Below are 22,411 nucleotides of genomic sequence, written 5' to 3'. Positions count from 1 at the left end.
TAGAGGTTGCAAGCTTAGGACGGGTTCCGCCGGCTCACGCGGCCTTGGGCGGAAACTTCGGTGCGTGCAGGCCCAGCGCGGTGGCCCGTTGCACCATGCCCATGATGTCCTGATGGGCCAGCTCGAACAGGCTCTTGAGCTGGGGCAGGACGAAGTACAGCGGCTGCAGGATGTCGATGCGATAGGGCGTGCGCATCGCCTCCAGCGGGTCGAACATCTGGTGCTCGGGCTCGCCGGACAGGCTGTAGACCGTCTCCTTCGGCGAGGAGAGGATGCCGCCGCCGTAGATGCGCCGGCCCTGGGGCGTGTCGACCAGGCCGAACTCGATGGTCATCCAGTACAGCCGCGCCAGGTACACGCGCTGCTCCTTGCTGGCGGCCAGGCCGAGCTTGCCGTAGGTGTGGGTGAATTCGGCGAACCAGGGGTTGGTCAGTAGCGGGCAGTGGCCGAAGATCTCGTGGAAGATGTCCGGTTCCTGCAGGTAGTCCAGCTCTTCCGGGGTACGGATGAAGGTGGCCACCGGGAAGCGCTTGCTGGCGAGCAGCTCGAAGAAGGTCTGGAAGGGAATCAGCGCCGGCACCTGGGCCACGCTCCAGCCGGTGGTGGCGCCGAGCACCTTGTTGATCTCGCCGAGCTGAGGAATACGGTCATGCGGCAGGCCGAGCTGTTCGATGCCATCGAAGTACTCCTGGCAGGCGCGGCCCTCCAGCACCTTCATCTGCCGGGTGATCAGGGTGTTCCACACCTGATGCTCGGTGTCCGAATAGTGGATGAAGCCCTGTTCGTCCGGTTGCCGGGCCACGTACTGCGTGGTTTTCATCGCCTCGCCTCCTCATCTGCGGTGCATGCCGCGGAGTGTTGTTGTGTTGCCCTAGGAGTAACCCAGGGGCGCGGGCGGTTGTAGCGGCTGCGACGGGTGCGGGCAGTCATCCGAGTCGTCGACTCGTAAAAAAATGCTTACGGATGCGGCGAGACCAATGAGCGTGGTCGCTTTGTCATGAGTGTCTGTAGCGTTTTCTTGACATCTATCTGCGCTGGCGATGCGAAAGATCGGCGCTTACCAGAAAAATCTGCGATGCCCATGGCACGGGCCTCTCAGCACATTTCAGCGGCTCATTCAGGACTTTTCAGGGGATTTCAGAGCGCCCCCGCGGCGCCCGTGACTCAATCCTGGCAACGGGAGAGTCGGATTCGGCGCTCCGCTCCATCACCTGAGGAACGACCCATGAGCCTCGATCGACTCAGCAAATGGCTGGCGGCTGGCATGCTGGTTATTGGCAGCCTGAGTCTGGCCAGCGTCTGGCAGGCTGGCCAGCATTACCAGCAAAGCCTGTCCCTGACCCAGCAACGCTTCGAGATCACCATGCTGACCTCGCGGCTGTTCACTGGCAGTCGCCAGCTGAGCCAGTTCGCCCGTATGTACATGAACTCGGGAGACGAGGCCTATCTCGAGCATTATCGTCAGATCCGAGAAGCCAACGATTTCGGCAAGGCACTCGAGGAGTTGCGGACGAAGCAGCTTTTGCCTCTGGAGCTGCGCTTGCTGAGGCAAGCCGCTGAAATGAACGATTTTCAGGTATCCATCGAGCAGCGAGTCATCGCCCAAAGACAGCTTCCCGACAGCCGTCCGCGCCTGGAGCAGGAGGACTACGTTTACAGCGAGCAGGAACTTGCCTCGCTGCTGGAGGACTTCAGCGAGCGGGTCTATACGCGGAAAAACCTGCAAGTACTCGAGGCCAACGAGCGGGCCGTCAATAGTCAGGCCCTGGCGGCGGTGATGCTGGGCTGCGCGGTGATCTATGTGGCGTTGGTCGTCATGCTGTTTCTGCGTCGCCGCCTGCTTGTGCCTCTGCGCTTGCTCACCGAACAGACCCGCCGCCTGCAGGCCGGGGAAGACACCGGCCCGCTGGCATACTGCCGTTCGGGCGACGAGCTAGGTTCCCTGGCCGTCGCGCTGGACGCCTATCGACAGGTCAACCAGCAGATCCTGTCCCAGCAGTGGGCCAAGGATCGGCTGGGTGAACTGGCTCTCGAGCTGCAGTCCTGCTCGGATCGTGAGGCGTTCGTCGCCTGCCTCAGCGAACTGCTGCACCAGTGGCTGCCGGACGCCGACATCGATTTCCATGAGCAGGAGTTTGATGTACCGCACGTTGGCGGCGGCCGACATTTCCGCCTGCCGCTGCTGCTCGACGGTCAGCAGCAGGGCGTGATCGACATTCACCTGAATCAGCTGCCGGACGCTCGCCAGCTGGAGTTGCTGGATGCCATGCACGAGCCCATCTGCGCCTGGTGGGGCCTGCTGCTGCAGCGAGAGTACAAGCTGGAGCTGCTGCACCAGGCGTGCGAGCAGGCAAGCCAGCTGGAGTCCCAGCAGGGCGCCTTGGCGGCCACCGAGCGCTGGTTCCGCGGCATAGTCGAGGCGGCGCCGGACTGCATGCTGGTGTTCGACGAGCCGGGCCGGATAGTGCTGGCCAACCTGGAGAGCGAGCGCATTTTCGGCTATCCCCTAGGCGGCATGCTTGGAGTGCGCTTCCGCCAATTGCTACCGGACGGGTGGCGCGAGCCCTTCGTGGAACTGCTGCGCGCATTCCATGCTGCCCCCGATACTATCCATATGGGCGAGGGCGTGGCCCGACGCCGCGATGGCAGCGAATTCCCCGTGGAAGTACGTCTGTCGGCACTGCCGTCGCTGGGCGACGATAGCTTGTCGCTGTGCGTGGTGATCCGCGACCTCAGCCTGCGCAAACAGCATGAACGCGGGCTGCAACTGGCCCACGAGCAGCAGCGGGCGATTCTCATGGCCGCGCCCAATGGCATCGCCTTCATCAATGGCGAGGTCATCGTGCAGGCCAACTCAAGCCTGCACGAAGTGTTCGGCTACGCCGAGGGCGAGCTGCTGGGACAGTCGCCGATCATCTGGCTCGAAGCCAGCACGCTGCCGGACAGCGTTTCCGAGATCCGCCGTCTGCTGCATGAGGGTGAAACCTACCGCCGCGAGCTACACCTGCGACGCAAGGACGGCAGTCTGTTCTGGGGCGCGGTCAGCGCGCGGGCGGTGATACCGGGCGACCTTTCCCATGGCTCGATCTGGGTCGTTCAGGACGTCTCGCTGCAGCGTGCTGCGGTTAGGGACATGCGCGAGGCCCGCGAACTGGCCGAGCAGGCGGCCAAGGTCAAGGCCGAGTTCCTGGCCAACATGAGCCATGAGATCCGCACGCCGATGAACGCCATCATCGGCATGACCCACCTGGTCATGGCCACCGAGCTGGACGAGCGCCAGCGCGACTACTTGGACAAGGTGAAGAGCTCCAGCCGCCACTTGCTCGGGGTGCTCGACGATATCCTCGACTTCTCCAAGATCGAGGCCGGCAAGCTGCAGCTCGACACCCAGGACTTCAGCCTGCAGCGCCTGCTGCGCGAGACCACCGACCTGCTGCAGGAGCGCATCCACGGCAAGGGTCTGGCGTTGAGCGTGGAAGTGGCGGCGCAGGTGCCGGACCAGCTGCACGGCGACCCGCTGCGCCTGCGTCAGGTGCTGCTCAACTACCTGAGCAACGCGGTCAAGTTCACCGAGCGCGGTCATATCGGGGTTTCGGTGGCGCTGCGCGAAGCGCGTGGAGATGAGCTGTGCCTGGAGTTCGCCGTCAGCGACACCGGCATCGGCCTCAGCGAGCAGCAGTGCGCCAAGCTGTTCGCCAGCTTCCAGCAGGCGGATGCCTCGACCACCCGCCGATACGGCGGCACCGGCCTCGGCCTGGCCATCGCCAAGCAACTGGCGCTGCTGATGGGCGGCGACGTGGCCGTGCGTAGCGTGCTTGGCGAGGGAAGTACCTTCAGCTTTTCCGCGCGGATGCAGCTGGCCCATGCGCCGCTGCACGAGCAACCCAGTGCCGAAGTGGTCCTGGGCCGCAGCCAGGTGTTGGGCGGCCAGGTGCTGCTGGTAGAGGACAACGAGCTGAACCAGCAGGTGGCCGCGGAGCTGCTGCGTGCCATGGGTTGCCAGGTCGATATCGCCGGCAACGGTCGCGAGGCCCTGGATAAGCTCGAAGAGCGGCGCTATGACCTGGTGTTCATGGACATGCAGATGCCGGTGCTGGACGGCCTGGCCGCCACCCGCGAGCTACGTCTGCGCCCGCAACTGGCCGAGCTGCCGGTGGTGGCGATGACCGCAAATGCCATGCGCGAGGATCGTGAAGCCTGCCAGGCCTCCGGCATGAACGACTTCATCAGCAAGCCCTTCGAGCCGCAGACCCTGCACGGCGTACTGCAGCGCTGGCTCGGCGATGGCTTCCACCAACCGCAGGCCTCCGAGCCGCTGCAGACCCTGCAGTTGGACGGCGTGGACGTGGCCGCCGGCCTGCGCCGGGTGCTCGGTAACGAGGTGCTGTATCGGCAATTGCTCGAGCAGTTTCTGGTCAGCCAGGAGAGGCTGCTGGAGCGGCTGGACGAGGCCCTGGATGGCGGCGAGCTGGCCACCGCCGAGCGCCTGGCCCATGGCTGCAAGGGCGTCGCCGCCACTCTCGGCGCAAATGCTGTAGCACGTGCCGCGGCGGACTTGGAGCAACAGCTGCGCCAGGGTGGCGATGCTTCCGTCTGCACGTCGCTGATTCAGGCGCTGGCAGGCGAACTGCTGCCACTGCTGCACTGCCTGCGCCAGCTGCAGGAGCCCGTCGTCGAAGTCGCCGCCGAGGTCGACGAGACGCTGCTGCGACAAGTCTGCGAGCAGCTCCACGAGTTGCTGGCGGATTGCGACGCCGAGGCCCTGGGCTGTTTCGCCGAGCACGGCCCGCTGCTGCGTGCAGCCTTCCCGACACAGGCCCCACGCCTGTCGGCGGCGCTGCAGGCATTCGACTTCGACCTGGCGCAGGCCTGCCTGGATGAGGCCGTCGGCAGTCTGGCGGAGGCAGCTGCATGAGGGTTTCAGAGGATTTCAGCGCGATTCAGGGCAATTCAGAGCGGCACGGCAGGCAACGTGCCTCAATGGCGACATCCAACCTGTGCACCGATGTGAGGTGACGACATGAACAGCAACGAACGCAAGGCCACCCTGCTGGTGGTCGATGATGTCCCCGAGAACCTGCTGCTGATGAGCGAGCTGCTGCGCCCGCACTATCACCTGCGGGTGGCCTCGGGTGGCGAGAAGGCACTGCAGATTGCGCGACGCAGTCCGCCGGACCTGATACTGCTGGATGTGATGATGCCGGACATGGACGGCTATGAGGTGTGCCGCCGCCTGAAGGAGGATCCGCGCACCGTCGACACGCCGATCCTCTTCCTCACCGCCAAGGACCAGGCCGAGGACGAGAGCCACGGCCTGGAGCTGGGCGCCACTGATTATCTGGGCAAGCCCTTCGAGCCCACCGTGCTGCTGGCGCGGGTGCGCAGCCAGCTGCGTCTGAAGGCCGCTGCCGACCAGCTGCGTGCGCGCAACGCCGAGCTTGACCGGGAAGTGGAGCAGCGCACCCATGAACTGCAGGCGGTGCACGACGTCACCATTCTGGCCCTGGCCTCGCTGGCCGAGACTCGCGACAACGAGACCGGCAACCATCTACGCCGCACACAGAACTATGTCCGCACGCTGGCCCTGAAGCTGCGCGAGCAGCCGCGCTTCGCCGCCCAGCTGGACGACCAGGCCATCGAGCTGCTGTACAAGTCGGCGCCGTTGCACGACATCGGCAAGGTCGGCATCCCCGACCATATCCTGCTCAAGCCGGGGCGCTTCGAGCCCCACGAGTTCGAGGTGATGAAGCAGCACCCGCGTATGGGGCATCAGGCCCTGCTGAAGGCCGAGGAAATGCTCGGCGCGCCGGTGCCGTTCCTGCGCATCGCCAAGGAAATCGCCCTGTGCCACCACGAGAAATGGGATGGCAGCGGCTATCCCCAAGGCCTGCACGGCGAGGCGATCCCCCTCAGCGCCCGATTGATGGCCATCGCCGACGTGTACGACGCGGTGATCAGCCGTCGTGTGTACAAACCGGAGATGCCCCACGAGAAGGCCGTGGCGATCATTCGCGAGGGTTGCGGCAGTCACTTCGACCCGGCTGTGGTGGAGGCCTTCCTGAGCTTGGAGGAGGAGTTCCGGGACATTGCGCGGCGCTATGCCGATACCGACGAAAGCCTGCAGGCCAAGGTCCAGCAGATGAATGTGGAGCTGGCGAAGACGGCTTGAGCCCGGCCGCCATCGTGGGAGGCAATTGATGATTACCGAGCAAACCGTATTCCTTGTCGTCGATGACATGGACTCCATGCGCAGGATCAACAGCAACCAGCTGAGCTCGCTGGGCGCGCGCCAGATACTGCTGGCCAACAATGGTCTGGAGGCCTTGCGGATTCTGGAGTCACGTCGGGTGGACGTAATCCTCTGCGACTGGAATATGCCGGTGATGACGGGATTCGAGCTGCTACTCAAGGTGCGCGGTGACGAGCGTCTGGCACACCTGCCATTCATCATGATCACCGCCGATTGCGAGCGAGAGCAGGTCCGCCAGTTGATCGCCAACGGTGTCAGCAGCATCCTGGTCAAGCCTTACAACACGCAGCACCTGGCCCAGCATCTGGCGCGGGCCATGCGCCACAAACCGCGGATTCTGCCGCAGGCCCAGGCTGTGCTGGCGAGCAGGACCGAGGCGACCCCGGCGGCCAAGCAGAAGCACAAGCGCGCCACCCTGCTGGTGGTGGACGACATGCCGGACAATCTGCGGCTGGTCTCCGGCCTGTTCATGCGCGACTACCGGGTGCGCCTGGCCAACAGCGGCGAGGCAGCTCTGGCCATCTGTACCTCGGATGACCCGCCGGACCTGATCCTGCTCGACGTGATGATGCCGGACATGGACGGCTTCGAGCTGGCCGGGCGGCTGCGCAGCCACCCGCGGGCCAGCCATATCCCGCTGATCTTCATCACCGCCATGACCGAGCCGGAGGCCCGCGAGCGTGGCCTAGAGCTGGGCGCGGTGGACTTCGTGCACAAGCCGATCGAGCCGCAGCTGCTGCAGCGCCAGGTCGGCAACCTGCTCACCCATGTCGAGCGGCACCGGCGGACCCAGGCCGAATACGACGACCTGCTGGAGCTGGCGCGCCTGCGCGAGGAGATCGAGCAGATCGGCCGGCATGACCTGAAGGCGCCGGTCAGCGCCATGCTCGGCCTCGCCCGTGGCCTGCTCGACGGCGGCAACCTGCTGCCCGGGCAGCGGCGCATGGTCAATCTGCTGGAGGAGGGCGGCCAGCAGCTGCTCGACCTGGTCAACCTGTCAGCGCAGCTGTACCGCATCGAGACCGGCCGTTTCGTGCTGCAACCGGTGGAGGTGGAGCTGGCGACCATGCTCGGCCGGCTGGTGGAGGGCGCGCGCAGCACGTACCAGGCCAAGGAACTGGTGATCGAGCTGTGCCTGCCGGACAACGTGCAGGACACCCCGTTGCTGGCCTGGGGCGATGCCACGCTGTGCTATTCGCTGCTCGGTAACCTGCTGAAGAATGCCTGCGAGGCGGCGCCGGAGCGTACCCGCGTGCGCCTCCAGCTGGAGCTGGGCGAGCGCCTGAGCCTGCGCATGGAGAACCAGCCGGCGGTGCCGGAGGGCTTCCGTTCGGTGTTCTTCGACAAATACAGCAGCCACGGCAAGCAGGGTGGCACCGGCCTGGGGACTTATTCGGCGAAGACGCTGGCGCAGGCCCAGGGCGGCACCCTGGAACTGCAGGTGGACGACAGTCGCAACACCACCTGCCTGCTGCTGACATTGCCTTGCGCCACGCTGCTCGACGGCCAGGCTGCCGTGCGCAGCGCCTGAGGCTCAGCTGCGCGACGGGTGGCGTGTGCAGAACACCGCGCCGCCCTGGCCGGTATCGATCAGCAGGCTGTCCGGACCAATCCTGCGTAGCGGGTAGCTCAGGTGCAGTTGCTCGTTGAACAGGAACAGGCCCAGGCCGGCCAGCTTCTCCGGTGCCAGGTCGCCCGTCTGGCTGCTGCCGCTGTGCAGAACCTGCAGCAGCAGGCGCTGGTCCCGGCGCTGATGGCTGAAGCGGGTGGCGCGGTGCTGGTAGCCGCTATCCTGACCACTGGCCACGTCGAGCAGGCGCAAGCGGGCCTTGAAATCGCCCAGGCCCTCCGCCCGCAGGTCCAGGTCATAGCGCACCACCAGCCATTGCTGGCTCTCGTTGCCAGGCAGGAGCAGGGCCGAGCGGCCGCCGCATTCCAGGTCGAGCGGCGCCTGGGGCCGTCCCAGCAGCACCCCGGCGCCCAGGCTCAGCAGGCTGCCGGCCAGGAACAGCCAGAGCAGATGACGCCGCGCAAGGCTATTCATCGACCTGCAACCCCAGGCAGTGACTGTCGCCCGGCTGCAGCTCGCCGCTGCACAGCAGGTTCAGGCTGCGATCCTGGCCGGCGAAGCGGTAGACATGCAGATCGTCCAGCGCAAGGGCCTGGCCGAGCTGCCGGGCGCGGGCGGCGAGTTCTTCGTTATCCGGGCGCAGCGCCGCCGCCGGCATGTTCTCCAGATGCAGGGTGACGCCGTCCAGGCGCCGCATGTCGGCCTCCACGAATGGCCGTTCGGACAGGGGGATGGGATAGAGCAGCCCCGGCAGTTTGAACAACAGCACCCAGCAGGCCAGCACGACAGCGGCCAGGGTCAGGCGGCCCGGCCAGTCGCTGTGGCGCGGTGAGTGAGATGACTGTGCCGGGGCGGGCGCAGGCTGCACCGGCAAAGTGGGTGCGGGAATCGGTTCAGCCGGGGCCTCGGGCGGTGCGGCGTCGAGCAGCTGTACTCGCTCGTTGATGCGGTAGCCGATGCGCGGCACGGTGAGGATCAACTCCTGACCCGGCTGCAGCTTGTCCAACGCCACGCGCAACTGGCGCACCACCTGGGCCAGGCTGTTCTCCGTCACCTCCAGGCCGAACGCGCCCCAGGCTCCGGCCATCAGCTCGCGCTTGCCGACGATCTCTCCATTGGCCTGCAACAGCAGGCCCAGGCAGCGACTGGCGATGGCGCCGATGCGCAGCGGCTCGGCGGGCGCATCCGCGCGATAGAGAGTGAAAGCCTCGCTGTCGAAGTGGATCAGGTCGTTGATGACGTAGATGCTCATGCGTTCCTAGCCGGTGGCTCGACCCCTAGGAGGTTAGCCGGCGAATGCCGGGTGCGGTGTAATGGAAAGATTACGTTTTGCCGGGTTTCGTGCGGTCCTTCGCGAGACTATTCGTCTTATCGTCACGTATTCTTGACGCAAGAGGCCGATCACAAGAGCCGAGAACCCGCCATGCGTATCAAAGTCCATTGCCAGAACCGTGTCGGCATCCTGCGCGACATTCTCGAACTGCTGGTCGATTACGGCATCAACGTCGCCCGCGGCGAAGTCGGTGGCGAGCAGGGCAACGCCATCTACCTGCACTGCCCGAACCTGATCAACCTGCAGTTCCAGGCCCTGCGGCCCAAGCTGGAGGCCATCGCCGGCGTGTTCGGGGTCAAGCGCGTCGGCTTGATGCCCAGCGAGCGCCGCCATCTGGAGCTCAATGCGCTGCTCGGCGCGCTGGATTTCCCGGTGCTGTCCATCGACATGGGCGGCAGCATCGTCGCCGCCAATCGCAGCGCCGCCCAGTTGCTCGGCGTGCGCGTGGACGAGGTGCCGGGCATGGCGCTGTCGCGCTATATCGAGGACTTCGACCTGCCCGAGCTGGTGCGCGCCAACAAGTCGCGGGTCAACGGCCTGCGGGTGAAGGTGAAGGGCGACATCTTCCTCGCCGACATCGCCCCGCTGCAGTCCGAGCATGACGAGAGCGAGGCGCTGGCCGGCGCTGTGCTCACCCTGCACCGCGCCGACCGCGTCGGCGAGCGCATCTACCACGTGCGCAAACAGGAGCTGCGCGGCTTCGACTCGATCTTCCAGAGCTCGAAAGTGATGGCCGCCGTGGTGCGCGAGGCTCGGCGCATGGCGCCGCTGGACGCGCCACTGCTGATCGAGGGTGAGACCGGTACCGGCAAGGAGCTGCTGGCCCGCGCTTGCCACCTGGCCAGCCCGCGCGGGCAGTCGCCGTTCATGGCGCTCAACTGCGCCGGTCTGCCCGAGTCCATGGCCGAAACCGAGCTGTTCGGCTATGGCCCAGGCGCCTTCGAGGGTGCGCGGCCGGAAGGCAAGCTCGGCCTGCTGGAGCTGACCGCCGGCGGCACGCTGTTTCTCGACGGCGTCGGCGAGATGAGCCCGCGCCTGCAGGCCAAGCTGCTGCGCTTTCTGCAGGACGGCTGCTTCCGCCGCGTCGGCAGCGACGAGGAGGTGTACCTGGATGTGCGGGTGATCTGCGCTACTCAGGTCGACCTGTCCGAGCTGTGCGCCAAGGGTGAGTTCCGCCAGGACCTGTACCACCGCCTCAACGTGCTCAGCCTACATATTCCGCCGCTGCGCGAGTGTCTGGATGGCCTGGCGCCGCTGGTGGAGCACTTCCTCGACTCGGCCAGTCGGCAGATCGGCTGCCCGCTGCCCAAGCTGGCGGCACCGGCCTTCGAACGCATGGTCCACTACCACTGGCCCGGTAACGTGCGCCAGCTGGAGAACGTGCTGTTCCAGGCCGTGTCGTTGTGCGACGGCGGTACGGTCAAGGCCGAGCATATCCGCCTGCCGGACTATGGCGCGCCACAGCCGCTGGGCGAGTTCTCCGTCGAGGGCGATCTGGACACCATCCTCGGCCGCTTCGAGAAGGCGGTGCTGGAGCGCCTGTATGCCGAGCATCCGAGCAGCCGCCAACTGGGCAAGCGCCTCGGCGTGTCGCACACCACCATCGCCAACAAGCTGCGTCAGCATGGACTGGGCAAAGAGTAGGGGCGGGACAAGACGTAGCCCGGACTTCAGTCCGGGGCAGTTACCTGCGCCCCCGGACTGAAGTCCGGGCTACTTAGCGTCAAGGCGGGACTACGACCTTGGTGCAATGGCTGAAGAAGTGACAGGCAGGTAAAAAGTCACTCGTCCGACTCCTGCGAATCGGACTGCGTTTCTGACATTCCTCCCCGGAATGAATTGGCGGCGGCCCTGGTGGGTCGCCTTTTTTTTGTCCGCAAAAATCGTTCGAGACTATGGTCGTAGAGCGGTAAGACCATGGTCGAATGGCCCCACGAAAGGGCGGGGGATACAAAAGGCGGCATACAAAAACAACCGCGCCGCCGAGGTATCCACATGACTGCTGCTTCTCTCTATCCGGTCCGCCCCGAGGTGGCCGCCAACACGCTGACCGACGAAGCCACCTACAAGGCGATGTACCAGCAGTCGGTGATCAACCCGGACGGTTTCTGGCGCGAGCAGGCCAAGCGCATCGACTGGATCAAGCCCTTCACCAAGGTCAAGCAGACCTCGTTCGACGACCACCATGTCGACATCAAGTGGTTCGCCGACGGCACCCTCAACGTCTCGGCCAACTGCCTGGACCGGCACCTGGCCGAGCGCGGCGACCAGCTCGCGATCATCTGGGAAGGCGACAACCCGTCCGAGCACAAGGAAATCACCTACCGCGAGCTGCACGAGCAAGTCTGCAAGTTCGCCAACGCCCTGCGTGGCCAGGACGTGCACCGCGGCGACGTGGTGACCATCTACATGCCGATGATCCCCGAGGCGGTGGTCGCCATGCTGGCCTGCGCGCGCATCGGCGCCATCCACTCCGTGGTGTTCGGCGGCTTCTCGCCGGAGGCCCTGGCCGGTCGCATCATCGACTGCCAGTCGAAGGTGGTGATCACCGCCGACGAGGGCCTGCGCGGTGGCAAGAAGGTCCCGCTGAAGGCCAACGTCGACGACGCCCTGACCAACCCCGAGACCCGCAGCATCCAGAAGGTCATCGTGGTCAAGCGCACCGGTTCCGACATCAAGTGGAACCAGCACCGCGACATCTGGTTCGAGGACCTGATGAAAGTGGCCGGCAGCGTCTGCGCGCCGAAGGAAATGGGCGCCGAGGAGGCGCTGTTCATCCTCTATACGTCGGGTAGTACCGGCAAGCCCAAGGGTGTACTGCACACCACCGGCGGCTACCTGGTGTACGCCGCGCTGACCCACGAGCGCGTATTCGACTACAAGCCGGGCGAGGTCTACTGGTGCACCGCCGACGTGGGCTGGGTCACCGGCCACAGCTACATCGTCTACGGCCCGCTGGCCAACGGCGCCACCACGCTGCTGTTCGAGGGCGTGCCGAACTACCCGGACGTGACCCGCGTCGCCAAGATCATCGACAAGCACAAGGTCAACATTCTCTACACCGCGCCGACCGCCATTCGCGCCATGATGGCCGAGGGCAAGGCGGCCGTGGAGGGCGCCGATGGCTCCAGCCTGCGCCTGCTCGGCTCGGTGGGCGAGCCGATCAACCCGGAAGCCTGGCACTGGTACCACGAGAACGTCGGCCGCGAGCGCTGCCCGATCGTCGATACCTGGTGGCAGACCGAAACCGGTGGCGTGCTGATCAGCCCGCTGCCGGGCGCCACCGCGCTCAAGCCGGGTTCGGCGACCCGTCCGTTCTTCGGCGTGCAGCCGGCGCTGGTGGACAACCTGGGCAACCTGATCGAGGGCGCCGCCGAAGGCAACCTGGTGATCATCGACTCCTGGCCGGGCCAGGCGCGGACCCTGTACGGCGACCACGACCGTTTCGTCGACACTTACTTCAAGACCTTCAAGGGCATGTACTTCACCGGCGACGGCGCCCGTCGTGACGAAGACGGCTACTGGTGGATCACCGGTCGCGTCGACGATGTGCTCAACGTTTCCGGCCACCGCATGGGCACCGCCGAGATCGAGAGCGCCATGGTCGCTCACCCGAAAGTCGCCGAGGCCGCCGTGGTTGGCGTGCCGCACGACATCAAGGGGCAGGGCATCTACGTGTACGTGACCCTGAACGCAGGCGAGGAACCGTCCGAGCAGCTGCGTCAGGAACTGAAGAACTGGGTGCGCAAGGAGATCGGCCCGATCGCCTCGCCTGACGTCATCCAGTGGGCTCCGGGACTGCCGAAGACCCGCTCGGGCAAGATCATGCGCCGTATCCTGCGCAAGATCGCCACCGCCGAATACGATGCCCTCGGCGACATCTCCACGCTGGCCGACCCCGGCGTGGTGCAACACCTCATCGACACCCATCGCACCATGCAGGCCGCCTGATCGGGCGGTTGCGCTGACGTGCAGAACCCCGGCCACAAGCCGGGGTTTGTTTTTTGCGCCGTCGAATACCGATTTTTCCCGATTAAGGTGTAACGCCCGGTGTAACGCCGTGCGCCGATTCGGGGCGGCCGGGAACACCCGCGGCCCTCCGGTGGGCCAGGAAAACCGGGGGAGGGCATCGCACCCCTTGAATTCCGCGGGTTGGCCAGAGCTGGCGTGCTTATTGCCTGAATACCGGGTTGTATTTTTATGTCCTGCCGGTCACGTTTCGGTTGACCTGTCAATACGCGCCGCGCGCCCGTCCTGCCCTTCTGTAATTTGTTGTCGCTTTGAAGAAATATCGACCTATCCCCGGTCGATAGAATGCCGCCCACTTGGCCGAGCCTGTTGCCGCACATTCTGTGCCGGCAAACATGGCGACACTTTCTACAATTCACCAATGGCCATGGCGAACCTCATTCTGCCAAACGCTGTACCCATTCGAAGGAGCACAAGATGAAGAAGATCGTACTTCTCGGCGCACTGGCGCTGACCGCTTTCAGTGCGCTGGTCCAGGCAGAAGACAAACCGCTGCGCATTGGTATCGAGGCGGCCTACCCACCCTTCGCCTTCAAGCAGCCCGACGGCAGCATCACCGGCTTCGACTACGACATCGGCAACGCCCTGTGTGAAGAGATGAAGGTCAAGTGCCAGTGGATCGAGCAGGAGTTCGACGGCCTGATCCCGGCCCTCAAGGTGCGCAAGTTCGACGCCGTGCTGTCGTCCATGTCCATCACCGAAGAGCGCAAGAAGTCCGTGGACTTCACCGGCAAGTACTACCACACCCCCGCCAAGCTGGCGATGAAGGCCGGTACCGAGCTGAAAGACCCGCTGGTGGACCTGAAAGGCAAGAAGGTTGGCGTGCAGCGCGCTTCCATCTACGACCGCTACGCCACCGAAGTCTTCGCCCCGGCCGGCGTCGAAGTGGTGCGCTACAGCTCGCAGAACGAGATCTTCCTCGACCTGGCCTCGGGTCGTCTGGACGCCACCCTGGCCGACGTCGTCAACATCGATGACGGCTTCCTCAAGACCGACGCCGGCAAGGGCTTCGCCCTGGTAGGCCCGGACTACACCGAAGAGAAATACTTCGGCAACGGTGCCGGCATCGCCGTACGCAAGGGCGACAAGGCCCTGGCCGACAAGATCAGCGCCGCCATCCTGGCGATCCGCGCCAACGGCAAATACAAGGAAGTGCAGGACAAGTACTTCCAGTTCAACGTCTACGGCGAGTAACGCCGCAGCGCTCACCCTTCCCGTGCCGGGGAGGGTGGTGCGCGGGCCGGGTGAGCGCGCAGCTCTGCCGGACTCACCCAGCCCCGCCCTAGCAAGGGCCTCCTCCTGTGTATCCAGAGGATAGATTCCATGTTCAACGGCTACGGCTCGACCATTCTCGATGGCGCTTGGCTCACCGTGCAGCTGGCCGCGCTATCGATGGCGGTGGCCATCGTGCTCGGTCTGTTCGGTGCGGCCTGTCGCCTGTCGCCCATGAAGTGGCTGGCCCTGATGGGCGATGCCTACGCCACCGTGATTCGCGGCATTCCCGATCTGGTACTGATCCTGCTGATCTTCTATGGCGGCCAGGATCTGGTGAATCGTATCGCCCCGCTGGTGGGCTTCGATGATTACATCGACATCAATCCGTTCATTGCCGGTGTCGGTACCCTGGGCTTCATCTATGGCGCCTACCTGTCCGAGACCTTCCGTGGTGCCTTCATGGCTATCCCCAAGGGCCAGGGCGAGGCGGGCATGGCCTACGGCATGAGCCCGCTGCGAGTGTTCTTCCGCATCCTGGTGCCGCAGATGATCCGCCTGGCCATTCCCGGCGTGACCAACAGCTGGTTGGTGCTGGTCAAGGCCACCGCGCTGATTTCCCTGGTCGGCCTGCAGGACATGATGGCCCGCGCCAAGAGCGCCGGCGACGCGACCCGCGAGCCCTTTACCTACATCCTTCTGGCGGCAGCCATCTATCTGGCGCTGACCAGCGTGTCGCTGGTGGTGTTGCGCTACCTCGAACGCCGCTATTCGGTCGGCGTGAAGACGGCCGAAATCTGAGGGAGTTGTCATGCTTTTCGACTACAACGTGGTACTCGACAGCCTGCCGCTGTACTTCGGCGGCGTGCTGGTCACCCTCAAGCTGCTGGTGATTTCCCTGGCCGTTGGCCTGCTGGCAGCCGTGCCGCTGGCCATGATGCGCGTGTCCAAGCAGGCCGCGATCAACTTCCCGGCCTGGCTCTATACCTATGTGATCCGTGGCACCCCCATGCTGGTGCAGCTGTACCTGCTGTACTACGGCCTGGCCCAGTTCGAGGCGGTGCGTGAGAGCTTCATGTGGCCCTACCTGTCCAACGCCACCTTCTGCGCGTGCCTGGCATTCGCCATCAACACCAGCGCCTACAGCGCCGAGATCCTCGCTGGCAGCCTCAAAGCCACGCCTTATGGTGAGATCGAGGCGGCCAAGGCCATGGGCATGTCGCGTGGCAAGCTGTATCGCCGCATCCTCCTGCCGTCCGCCCTGCGCCGTGCACTGCCGCAGTACAGCAACGAGGTGATCATGATGCTGCACACCACCAGCCTGGCCTCGGTGGTGACCCTGATCGACATCACCGGTGCGGCCAAGACCGTCAACTCGCAGTACTACCTGCCGTTCGAGGCCTACATCACTGCCGGCGTGTTCTACCTGTGCCTGACCTTCATCCTGGTGCGCCTGTTCAAGCTGGCCGAGCGCCGCTGGCTGGCCTACCTGGCCCCGCGCAAGCACTGAGACCGACGCCATGCAACGCATCGACCACCGCCTGCCCTGGGGCTGCCCCGGCACCGAACGCACGCTGAGCGTGTTTCGTTTCGGCGCGGGTGAGCGCAAGGCCTATATCCAGGCCAGCCTGCACGCCGACGAGCTGCCGGGCATGCGCGTGGCGGTGGAGCTCAAGCGTCGCCTGGCCGAGCTGGAAGGGCAGGGTCGCCTGCAGGGCGTGGTCGAACTGGTGCCGGTGGCCAATCCCATCGGCCTCGGCCAGATGTTCCAGGCCACCAGCCAGGGGCGTTTCGAGCTGGGCAGCGGCAAGAACTTCAACCGTGACTTCACCGACCTGGCCGCGCTGGTGTCGCCGCAGCTGCAGGGCCGTCTGGGCGATGATGCCCAGGCCAATGTGCGGCTGATTCGCCAGTCCATGCTCGACGGCCTGGATGCGCTGCCGGGCGCCGGCTCCGAACTGCAGGGCCTGCAGCGCCTGCTGCTGCGCCACGCCTGCGATGCCGATCTGGTGCTCGACCTGCATTGCGACTTCGATGCGGTGGCGCACCTGTACATGATTCCGCAGCAGACCGAGGCCTTCGCCAGCCTGGCTGCACGCCTGCAGGCAGGTGCCGTGCTGGTGGCCGAGGACACCGGTGGCAGCTCTTTCGACGAGGCCTGCTCCATGGCCTGGCTGCGCCTTTCGCGCAGCTTCCCGCGGGCGGCTGTACCGCTGGCCTGCCAGGCGGCGACGGTGGAGCTGGGCGGCATGCTGGATACCGAACGCGAGCGCGCCGAGGCCAGTGCCGAGGCCATCCTCGCCTGCCTCGCCGAACACGGCCTGATCGACGGCGACTGGCCGGTGGCGCCCGCCCCGAGCTGCGTGGCTACGCCCTTTGCCGGCGCCGAGTACGCCTACGCGCCGCACGCCGGCGTGGTCAGCTTCCTGCAGCCGGTCGGCGCCTGGGTGGTGGCTGGCGATCCGCTGTTCGAAGTCATCGACCCGCTGGAGGATCGCCACAGCATCGTGCGCGCTTCCACCTCCGGCGTGCTCTACGTGCGCGAGCGCCTGCGCTTCGCCCAACCCGGACTCTGGCTGGCCAAGGTGGCCGGTCATCAACCCATTCGTCAGGGTCGCCTGCTGAGCGACTGAGCCATACGAGAGCCCAACCATGTACAAACTCGAAGTTCAGGATCTGCACAAACGCTACGGCGACCACGAAGTGCTGAAAGGCGTGTCCCTGGCGGCCAAGGCTGGCGACGTGATCAGCATCATCGGCTCCTCCGGCTCGGGCAAGAGCACCTTCCTGCGCTGTATCAACATGCTCGAGCAGCCCCGCGGCGGCAAGATCCTGCTCAACGGCGAAGAGCTCAAGCTGGTGGCCAACAAGGACGGCGCGCTCAAGGCCGCCGATGCCAAGCAGCTGCAGCGCATGCGCTCGCGCCTGTCCATGGTGTTCCAGCACTTCAACCTGTGGTCGCACATGAGCGCCCTGGAGAACGTCATCGAGGCGCCCGTGCACGTGCTCGGCGTGCCGAAGAAGGAAGCCATCGAGAAGGCCGAGCACTACCTGGCCAAGGTCGGCGTGGCGCACCGCAAGGACGCCTATCCGGCCCATATGTCCGGTGGTGAGCAGCAGCGCGTGGCCATCGCCCGTGCCCTGGCCATGGAGCCGGAGGTCATGCTGTTCGACGAGCCGACCTCGGCCCTCGACCCGGAGCTGGTGGGCGAAGTGCTCAAGGTGATGCAGGACCTGGCCCAGGAAGGCCGCACCATGGTGGTGGTGACCCACGAGATGGGCTTCGCCCGCGAGGTGTCCAACCAGCTGATCTTCCTGCACAAGGGGCTGGTGGAAGAAACCGGCTGCCCGAAAGAGGTGCTGGCCAATCCGCAATCCGAGCGCCTGAAGCAGTTCCTTTCCGGCAGCCTGAAGTAAGCACTAGACTGCCTCCATGACCTCGACTGCCCACTGCATTGCCTTCCTGATCTGGCCAGAAACCAGGCCCATGACCCTGGCCCTGGCCGAGGAGGCTGTGCGTGTGGCACAGCGCGTTCATCCGGAAGTGTCCTACGAACTGCGTTTCCTGCAGGCCGATACGCCCAGCGCGGGAGCCTGGCAGATGCCGGGCGAGCCCTGGGCCGGTCGCCTGGAGGGTTGCAGCAAGCTGTTCCTGCTGGCCGACGAGCCGCCCGCGCAAGTGGCGCCGGCGCTGTCCTCGGCGCTGAAGCAACTGGCGCGTGCCGGTATCGCCATCGGCGGCCTGTCCGCCGGGGTATACCCGCTGGCCCAGCTCGGCCTGCTCGACGGCTATCGCGCCGCCGTGCACTGGCGCTGGCAGGACGATTTCACCGAGCGCTTCCCCAAGGTCATCGCCACCAGCCATCTGTTCGACTGGGACCGTGACCGCCTCAGTGCCTGTGGTGGCCTGGCCGTGCTCGACCTGCTGCTGGCCGTGCTGGCTCGCGACCATGGCGCCGAGCTGGCCGGTGCGGTGAGCGAAGAGCTGGTGGTCGAGCGCATCCGCGAAGGCGGCGAGCGCCAGCGCATCCCGCTGCAGAACCGCATCGGCTCCAGCCACCCCAAGCTGACCCAGGCGGTGCTGCTGATGGAAGCCAACATCGAGGAGCCGCTGACCACCGACGAGATCGCTCAGCACGTGTGCGTGTCGCGTCGCCAGCTGGAGCGCATCTTCAAGCAGTACCTCAATCGTGTGCCCAGCCAGTACTATCTGGAGCTGCGCCTGAACAAGGCGCGTCAGCTGCTGATGCAGACCAGCAAATCGATCATCCAGATCGGCCTGTCCTGCGGCTTCTCCTCCGGCCCGCATTTCTCCAGCGCCTACCGCAACTTCTTCGGCGCCACGCCGCGGGAAGATCGCAACCAGCGCCGCAGCGCCAGCCCCTTCGAGATCGCGCCGGCTTCCGTCGAGCGCGGATAGCTCTGGTTCGCCGTTTATCGGTGCTATTGCGCCATTGCGATGAGACTCGGTAGCTGCAATGCCGCGCCTGGTGTTGCGCAATGACCTGGCGGGCATGAGCTGGCGTTCACGGCAGCACACGGCCCGCTCCGCTTTGTTGGCCCCCTAAACCGGCACTATGCTCAGTGCGGTGCGAGCCGAACAACGAGACGATGCGCCTACTAAGAATGCTGCTGTGCTGCTGGATGAGTTTCGGTGCGGTCACTGTTGCTGCGGCCGAGAGCGATCCGTTGCTGTTGCTGGATGAAAAGAATCCGCGCGTCGAGCTCGATAGCCATCTCGAATTTCTCGCCGATCCGAGCTTCGTCGCGGATGTCCATGCCATCAGTCGACTGCCCGACCAGCGCTTCTCCCGCCACTCCGGCGGAGCGCCGAACTTCGGTTTCACCGAGCAGCGCTACTGGTTCCGCACCCAGCTGCTGCAGGTGACCAGCGATGAAAACTGGTTCCTGGAGTTCGGCTATCCACCCCTGGACAACATCGACGTGTTCCTGCTCGACCAGCACGGCGAGATGCTGGTCGCCGAGCATGGCGGTGATCGGCGCCCGTTTGACCAGCGCATGATCAAGAGTCGGCACTTCACGGTGGAGTTGCCATTGCCGCTCGGTGAACCGGTCTGGCTGTATGTGGCGGTGCAGACCGAGGGATCGCTGCAGATGCCCGCGGTACTCTCGAGCGCCCACCACTATGTGTCCACCAGTCGTACCGAGTACTACCTGCTGGGGCTCTACTACGGAGCTTTGCTGTCGATGCTGCTGTACACCCTGCTGACCTATCTGTCGGTCAGGGACGCCAGCCATCTCTATTACATTGCCTACATCGCTGCCTACGCGTTGTTCCAGCTGACGCTCAATGGCCTGTCCTTTGAATATCTGTGGCCCCAGTATCCAGGCTGGAGCAACCGCATGCTGCCGCTGTCGATCACGGTGGCCACGCTCACCCTGATCTTGCTGACGCGCTCGTTCCTGCAGACCCGCACGCTGGCGCCGCGTATCGATCGCCTATTGTTGCTGGTGCAGCGCCTGTATGTCGCCCTGGCGCTGGCGTGCCTGTTCATGCCCTACGACTGGGCCATCCGCCTGAGCACCGCGTCGGTGGTGATTTCCCCGCTGGTGGTGTTTGCGGTGGCGGTGCGGATCTTCTGGGCCGGTTATCGCCAGTCGCGTTTCTTCCTGCTGGCATTCACCGTTCTGCTGCTGGGCATGGTGCTGTATGCGCTGAAGACCTTCCATGTGCTGCCGGGCACATATATCACCGAGTACGCCCTGCAGATCGGCTCTGCACTGCAGATGATCCTGCTGGTGGTGGCGCTGGCCGACCGCATGCGCCTGCTGAAGCAGGAAAACCTGCGTATCGAGCAGGAGGCCCGGGCGTTGCTCGAGCAGCGTGTGCTGGAGCGCACCGAAGAACTCAACAGTGCCTTGCTCGAACTCGGCGACAAGAACCGCCAGCTCAGCGAGCTGAGCACGATCGACGGATTGACCGGGGTGTACAACCGCGCCCATCAGGAAGAAGTGCTCGCGACAGAGTGGGCGCGGGCCTGCCGGCAGAAGGGCCCGCTGTCCGTGCTGATGGTCGATATCGACCATTTCAAGCGCATCAATGACAACCACGGGCACCAATCGGGTGATGCCGTGCTCAAGACGGTCGCGACGCTTATCAAGGGCTTTGCCAAGCGCAAGGCCGATGTGGTGTGCCGTTATGGCGGTGAAGAGTTCATGGTGATTCTGCCGGACACCACCTTGGAGGGTGCCCAACTGGTCGCAGAGAGCATTCGCCAGGCGCTGGCTGAACTCGATATCCCGCTGGTTGGCGAAGTGATCAAGGTCACCGCCAGCATCGGCCTGGCATCGGCGATTCCTGGTTCGCCTGCTCGCGATGAGCTGGTGGCGCTGGTTGGCGCGGCAGATGCGGCGCTCTATCGGGCCAAGCAGGAAGGACGCAATCGGGTTTGCCTGAGCAGCGCTTAGGCCTCGGTCGGAGCAATGCCAAGTCCGGCCTGTGCGGCTGGCAATGACCAAGATCCCCGCGCAGGCCGTCCGCGCGGATTGCGTGTTTACCGGCGCGCAGAGCGATGCCCATTGTGCCTCGCGCTTTTTTCCTCTCGGCACCGCCGATGCCGTCGCGCAGCGTTTAAACTGCGCAATTCCGGAGCTTTCTGTCGCATTGCCGAAAGCCCAGGAAAACCGCGGGTTGCCGCTGTAAGAAGTTGTCGCATGGCGGCAATGCGGGCCCGTGGGCAGTCCCTACAATCCTTTCATCACCTGCCATTTGTGCGGTGTTCCTTATTCAGGAGAGCCCCGATGTCCGTTCAGCACGATCCGGTGCAACGCGCCGATTTCGATCAGTATCTGGTCCCCAACTATGCCCCCGCTGCCTTCATTCCGGTGCGCGGCCAGGGCTCCCGAGTCTGGGATCAGAGCGGTCGCGAGCTGATCGATTTCGCCGGTGGCATCGCCGTCAACTCCCTGGGCCACTGCCATCCGGCGCTGGTCAAGGCGCTGACCGAGCAGGCCAATACCCTGTGGCACATCTCCAACGTGTTCACCAACGAGCCGACCCTGCGTCTGGCCCACAAGCTGGTCGACGCGACTTTCGCCGAGCGCGTGTTCTTCTGCAACTCCGGCGCCGAGGCCAACGAGGCTGCATTCAAGCTGGCCCGTCGCGTCGGCCATGACCGTTTCGGTCCGGAGAAGTGCGAGATCATCGCCGCACTCAACAGCTTTCACGGCCGCACCCTGTTCACCGTCAGCGTCGGTGGCCAGCCCAAGTATTCCGACGGCTTCGGTCCGAAGATCCAGGGCATCAGCCATATCCCGTACAACGACCTGGACGCGCTGAAAGCGGCCATCTCCGACAAGACCTGCGCCGTGGTGATCGAACCGATCCAGGGCGAGGGCGGCGTGCTGCCGGCCGACCAGGCATACCTGGAAGGCGCTCGCAAGCTGTGCGACGAGCACAACGCGCTGCTGATCTTCGACGAAGTGCAGAGCGGCATGGGCCGTACCGGCGAGCTGTTCGCCTACATGCACTACGGCGTGACCCCGGACATCCTCTCCAGCGCCAAGAGCCTGGGCGGCGGTTTCCCCATCGGCGCCATGCTGACCACCACCGACCTGGCCAAGCACCTGGCCGTCGGCACCCATGGCACCACCTACGGCGGCAACCCGCTGGCCTGCGCAGTGGGCGAGGCGGTGCTGGATATCGTCAACACCCCGGAAGTGCTGAATGGCGTCAAGGCCAAGCATGCCCAGTTCAAGCAGCGCCTGCAGGCGATCGGCGAGAAATACGGCATCTTCAGCGAGATCCGCGGCCTCGGCCTGCTGCTCGGCTGCGCCCTGACCGATGCCTGGAAGGGCAAGGCCAAGAGCGTGCTGGACGCGGCCACCGCCGAAGGCGTGATGGTGCTGCAGGCCGGTCCGGATACGGTGCGCTTTGCCCCTAGCCTGGTGGTGGAAGACGCTGACATCAACGAGGGCCTGGACCGCTTCGAGCGCGCCGTGGCCAAGCTGGTCCAGGGCTGATCCGCGATCAGTGGCGGCGGTGCAGGGTTGCGCC

17 protein-coding genes are annotated in these 22,411 nt (G+C 65.1%); 14 read left to right on the top strand and 3 right to left on the bottom strand.

What is annotated here, in order from left to right; translation table 11 throughout:
- Positions 1–34: 34 nt before the first annotated feature.
- Positions 35–820, bottom strand: a complete 786-nt coding sequence (phhA, locus tag IB232_RS04725; protein ID WP_192397397.1) for a phenylalanine 4-monooxygenase — start codon at positions 818–820, stop codon at positions 35–37.
- A 405-nt stretch (positions 821–1,225) separates the two neighbouring features.
- On the opposite strand from phhA, the gene IB232_RS04720 reads away from it, so the two are divergent.
- From IB232_RS04720 to IB232_RS04710, 3 genes are all read left to right on the top strand, one after another.
- Positions 1,226–4,915 carry a PAS domain-containing hybrid sensor histidine kinase/response regulator gene (locus IB232_RS04720; protein ID WP_192397396.1) on the top strand — a complete coding sequence of 1,230 codons (3,690 nt, stop codon included), beginning with the start codon at positions 1,226–1,228 and terminating at the stop codon, positions 4,913–4,915.
- Between the two features lie 105 nt (positions 4,916–5,020).
- Positions 5,021–6,169 carry a two-component system response regulator gene (locus IB232_RS04715; RefSeq protein WP_192397395.1) on the top strand — a complete coding sequence of 383 codons (1,149 nt, stop codon included), beginning with the start codon at positions 5,021–5,023 and terminating at the stop codon, positions 6,167–6,169.
- A 28-nt stretch (positions 6,170–6,197) separates the two neighbouring features.
- Positions 6,198–7,781, top strand: coding sequence for a response regulator (locus tag IB232_RS04710; protein WP_192397394.1), 1,584 nt, complete (start codon positions 6,198–6,200; stop codon positions 7,779–7,781).
- A 3-nt stretch (positions 7,782–7,784) separates the two neighbouring features.
- Here the strand turns inward: IB232_RS04710 and IB232_RS04705 are convergent, their stop codons facing one another.
- Positions 7,785–8,294: a hypothetical protein gene (locus tag IB232_RS04705; protein ID WP_192397393.1), complete on the bottom strand. Its 510-nt coding sequence runs from the start codon at positions 8,292–8,294 to the stop codon at positions 7,785–7,787.
- The gene (locus IB232_RS04700; protein WP_192397392.1) at positions 8,287–9,072 is read right to left on the bottom strand and encodes a winged helix-turn-helix domain-containing protein; all 786 of its coding nucleotides are present in this window, start codon (positions 9,070–9,072) and stop codon (positions 8,287–8,289) included. Before IB232_RS04700 ends, IB232_RS04705 begins: the two co-directional genes overlap by 8 nt.
- Positions 9,073–9,243: 171 nt before the next feature.
- Between IB232_RS04700 and IB232_RS04695 the strand changes: the two genes are divergently transcribed.
- The 11 genes from IB232_RS04695 to IB232_RS04645 all read left to right on the top strand — a co-directional run bounded on the left by IB232_RS04695 (position 9,244) and on the right by IB232_RS04645 (position 22,377).
- Positions 9,244–10,797 carry a sigma-54-dependent transcriptional regulator gene (locus IB232_RS04695; protein ID WP_192397391.1) on the top strand — a complete coding sequence of 518 codons (1,554 nt, stop codon included), beginning with the start codon at positions 9,244–9,246 and terminating at the stop codon, positions 10,795–10,797.
- A gap of 351 nt (positions 10,798–11,148) precedes the next feature.
- Positions 11,149–13,104, top strand: a complete 1,956-nt coding sequence (gene acs / locus IB232_RS04690) for an acetate--CoA ligase (RefSeq protein WP_192397390.1) — start codon at positions 11,149–11,151, stop codon at positions 13,102–13,104.
- A gap of 495 nt (positions 13,105–13,599) precedes the next feature.
- Positions 13,600–14,376 (top strand): ABC transporter substrate-binding protein, encoded by a 777-nt coding sequence (locus IB232_RS04685; protein ID WP_192397389.1) that lies wholly within the window; start codon positions 13,600–13,602, stop codon positions 14,374–14,376.
- 129 nt (positions 14,377–14,505) lie between these two features.
- Positions 14,506–15,195 (top strand): ABC transporter permease, encoded by a 690-nt coding sequence (locus tag IB232_RS04680; protein ID WP_192397388.1) that lies wholly within the window; start codon positions 14,506–14,508, stop codon positions 15,193–15,195.
- 10 nt (positions 15,196–15,205) lie between these two features.
- On the top strand, positions 15,206–15,904 hold the full coding sequence (locus tag IB232_RS04675) for an ABC transporter permease (RefSeq protein ID WP_137971737.1): 699 nt from the start codon (positions 15,206–15,208) through the stop codon (positions 15,902–15,904).
- Positions 15,905–15,914: 10 nt separating this feature from the next.
- Positions 15,915–17,027: a succinylglutamate desuccinylase/aspartoacylase family protein gene (locus IB232_RS04670; protein WP_192397387.1), complete on the top strand. Its 1,113-nt coding sequence runs from the start codon at positions 15,915–15,917 to the stop codon at positions 17,025–17,027.
- Between the two features lie 19 nt (positions 17,028–17,046).
- A complete protein-coding gene (aotP, locus tag IB232_RS04665; protein ID WP_192397386.1) occupies positions 17,047–17,811 on the top strand; it encodes an arginine/ornithine transport ATP-binding protein AotP in 765 nt (254 codons plus the stop codon).
- A gap of 16 nt (positions 17,812–17,827) precedes the next feature.
- Complete coding sequence (locus IB232_RS04660; RefSeq protein ID WP_192397385.1) at positions 17,828–18,814, top strand: GlxA family transcriptional regulator; 987 nt, start codon at positions 17,828–17,830, stop codon at positions 18,812–18,814.
- Positions 18,815–19,005: 191 nt separating this feature from the next.
- Positions 19,006–20,823 carry a diguanylate cyclase gene (locus tag IB232_RS04655; protein WP_192397384.1) on the top strand — a complete coding sequence of 606 codons (1,818 nt, stop codon included), beginning with the start codon at positions 19,006–19,008 and terminating at the stop codon, positions 20,821–20,823.
- Between the two features lie 43 nt (positions 20,824–20,866).
- Positions 20,867–21,058, top strand: a complete 192-nt coding sequence (locus IB232_RS04650) for a hypothetical protein (protein ID WP_192397383.1) — start codon at positions 20,867–20,869, stop codon at positions 21,056–21,058.
- Between the two features lie 98 nt (positions 21,059–21,156).
- Positions 21,157–22,377, top strand: coding sequence for an aspartate aminotransferase family protein (locus IB232_RS04645; protein WP_192397382.1), 1,221 nt, complete (start codon positions 21,157–21,159; stop codon positions 22,375–22,377).
- The last annotated feature ends 34 nt before the right edge of the window (positions 22,378–22,411 follow it).

The organism is Pseudomonas sp. PDM15 (assembly GCF_014851565.1).
Lineage (GTDB): Bacteria > Pseudomonadota > Gammaproteobacteria > Pseudomonadales > Pseudomonadaceae > Aquipseudomonas.
This window is presented reverse-complemented; position numbering and strand designations above follow the sequence as displayed.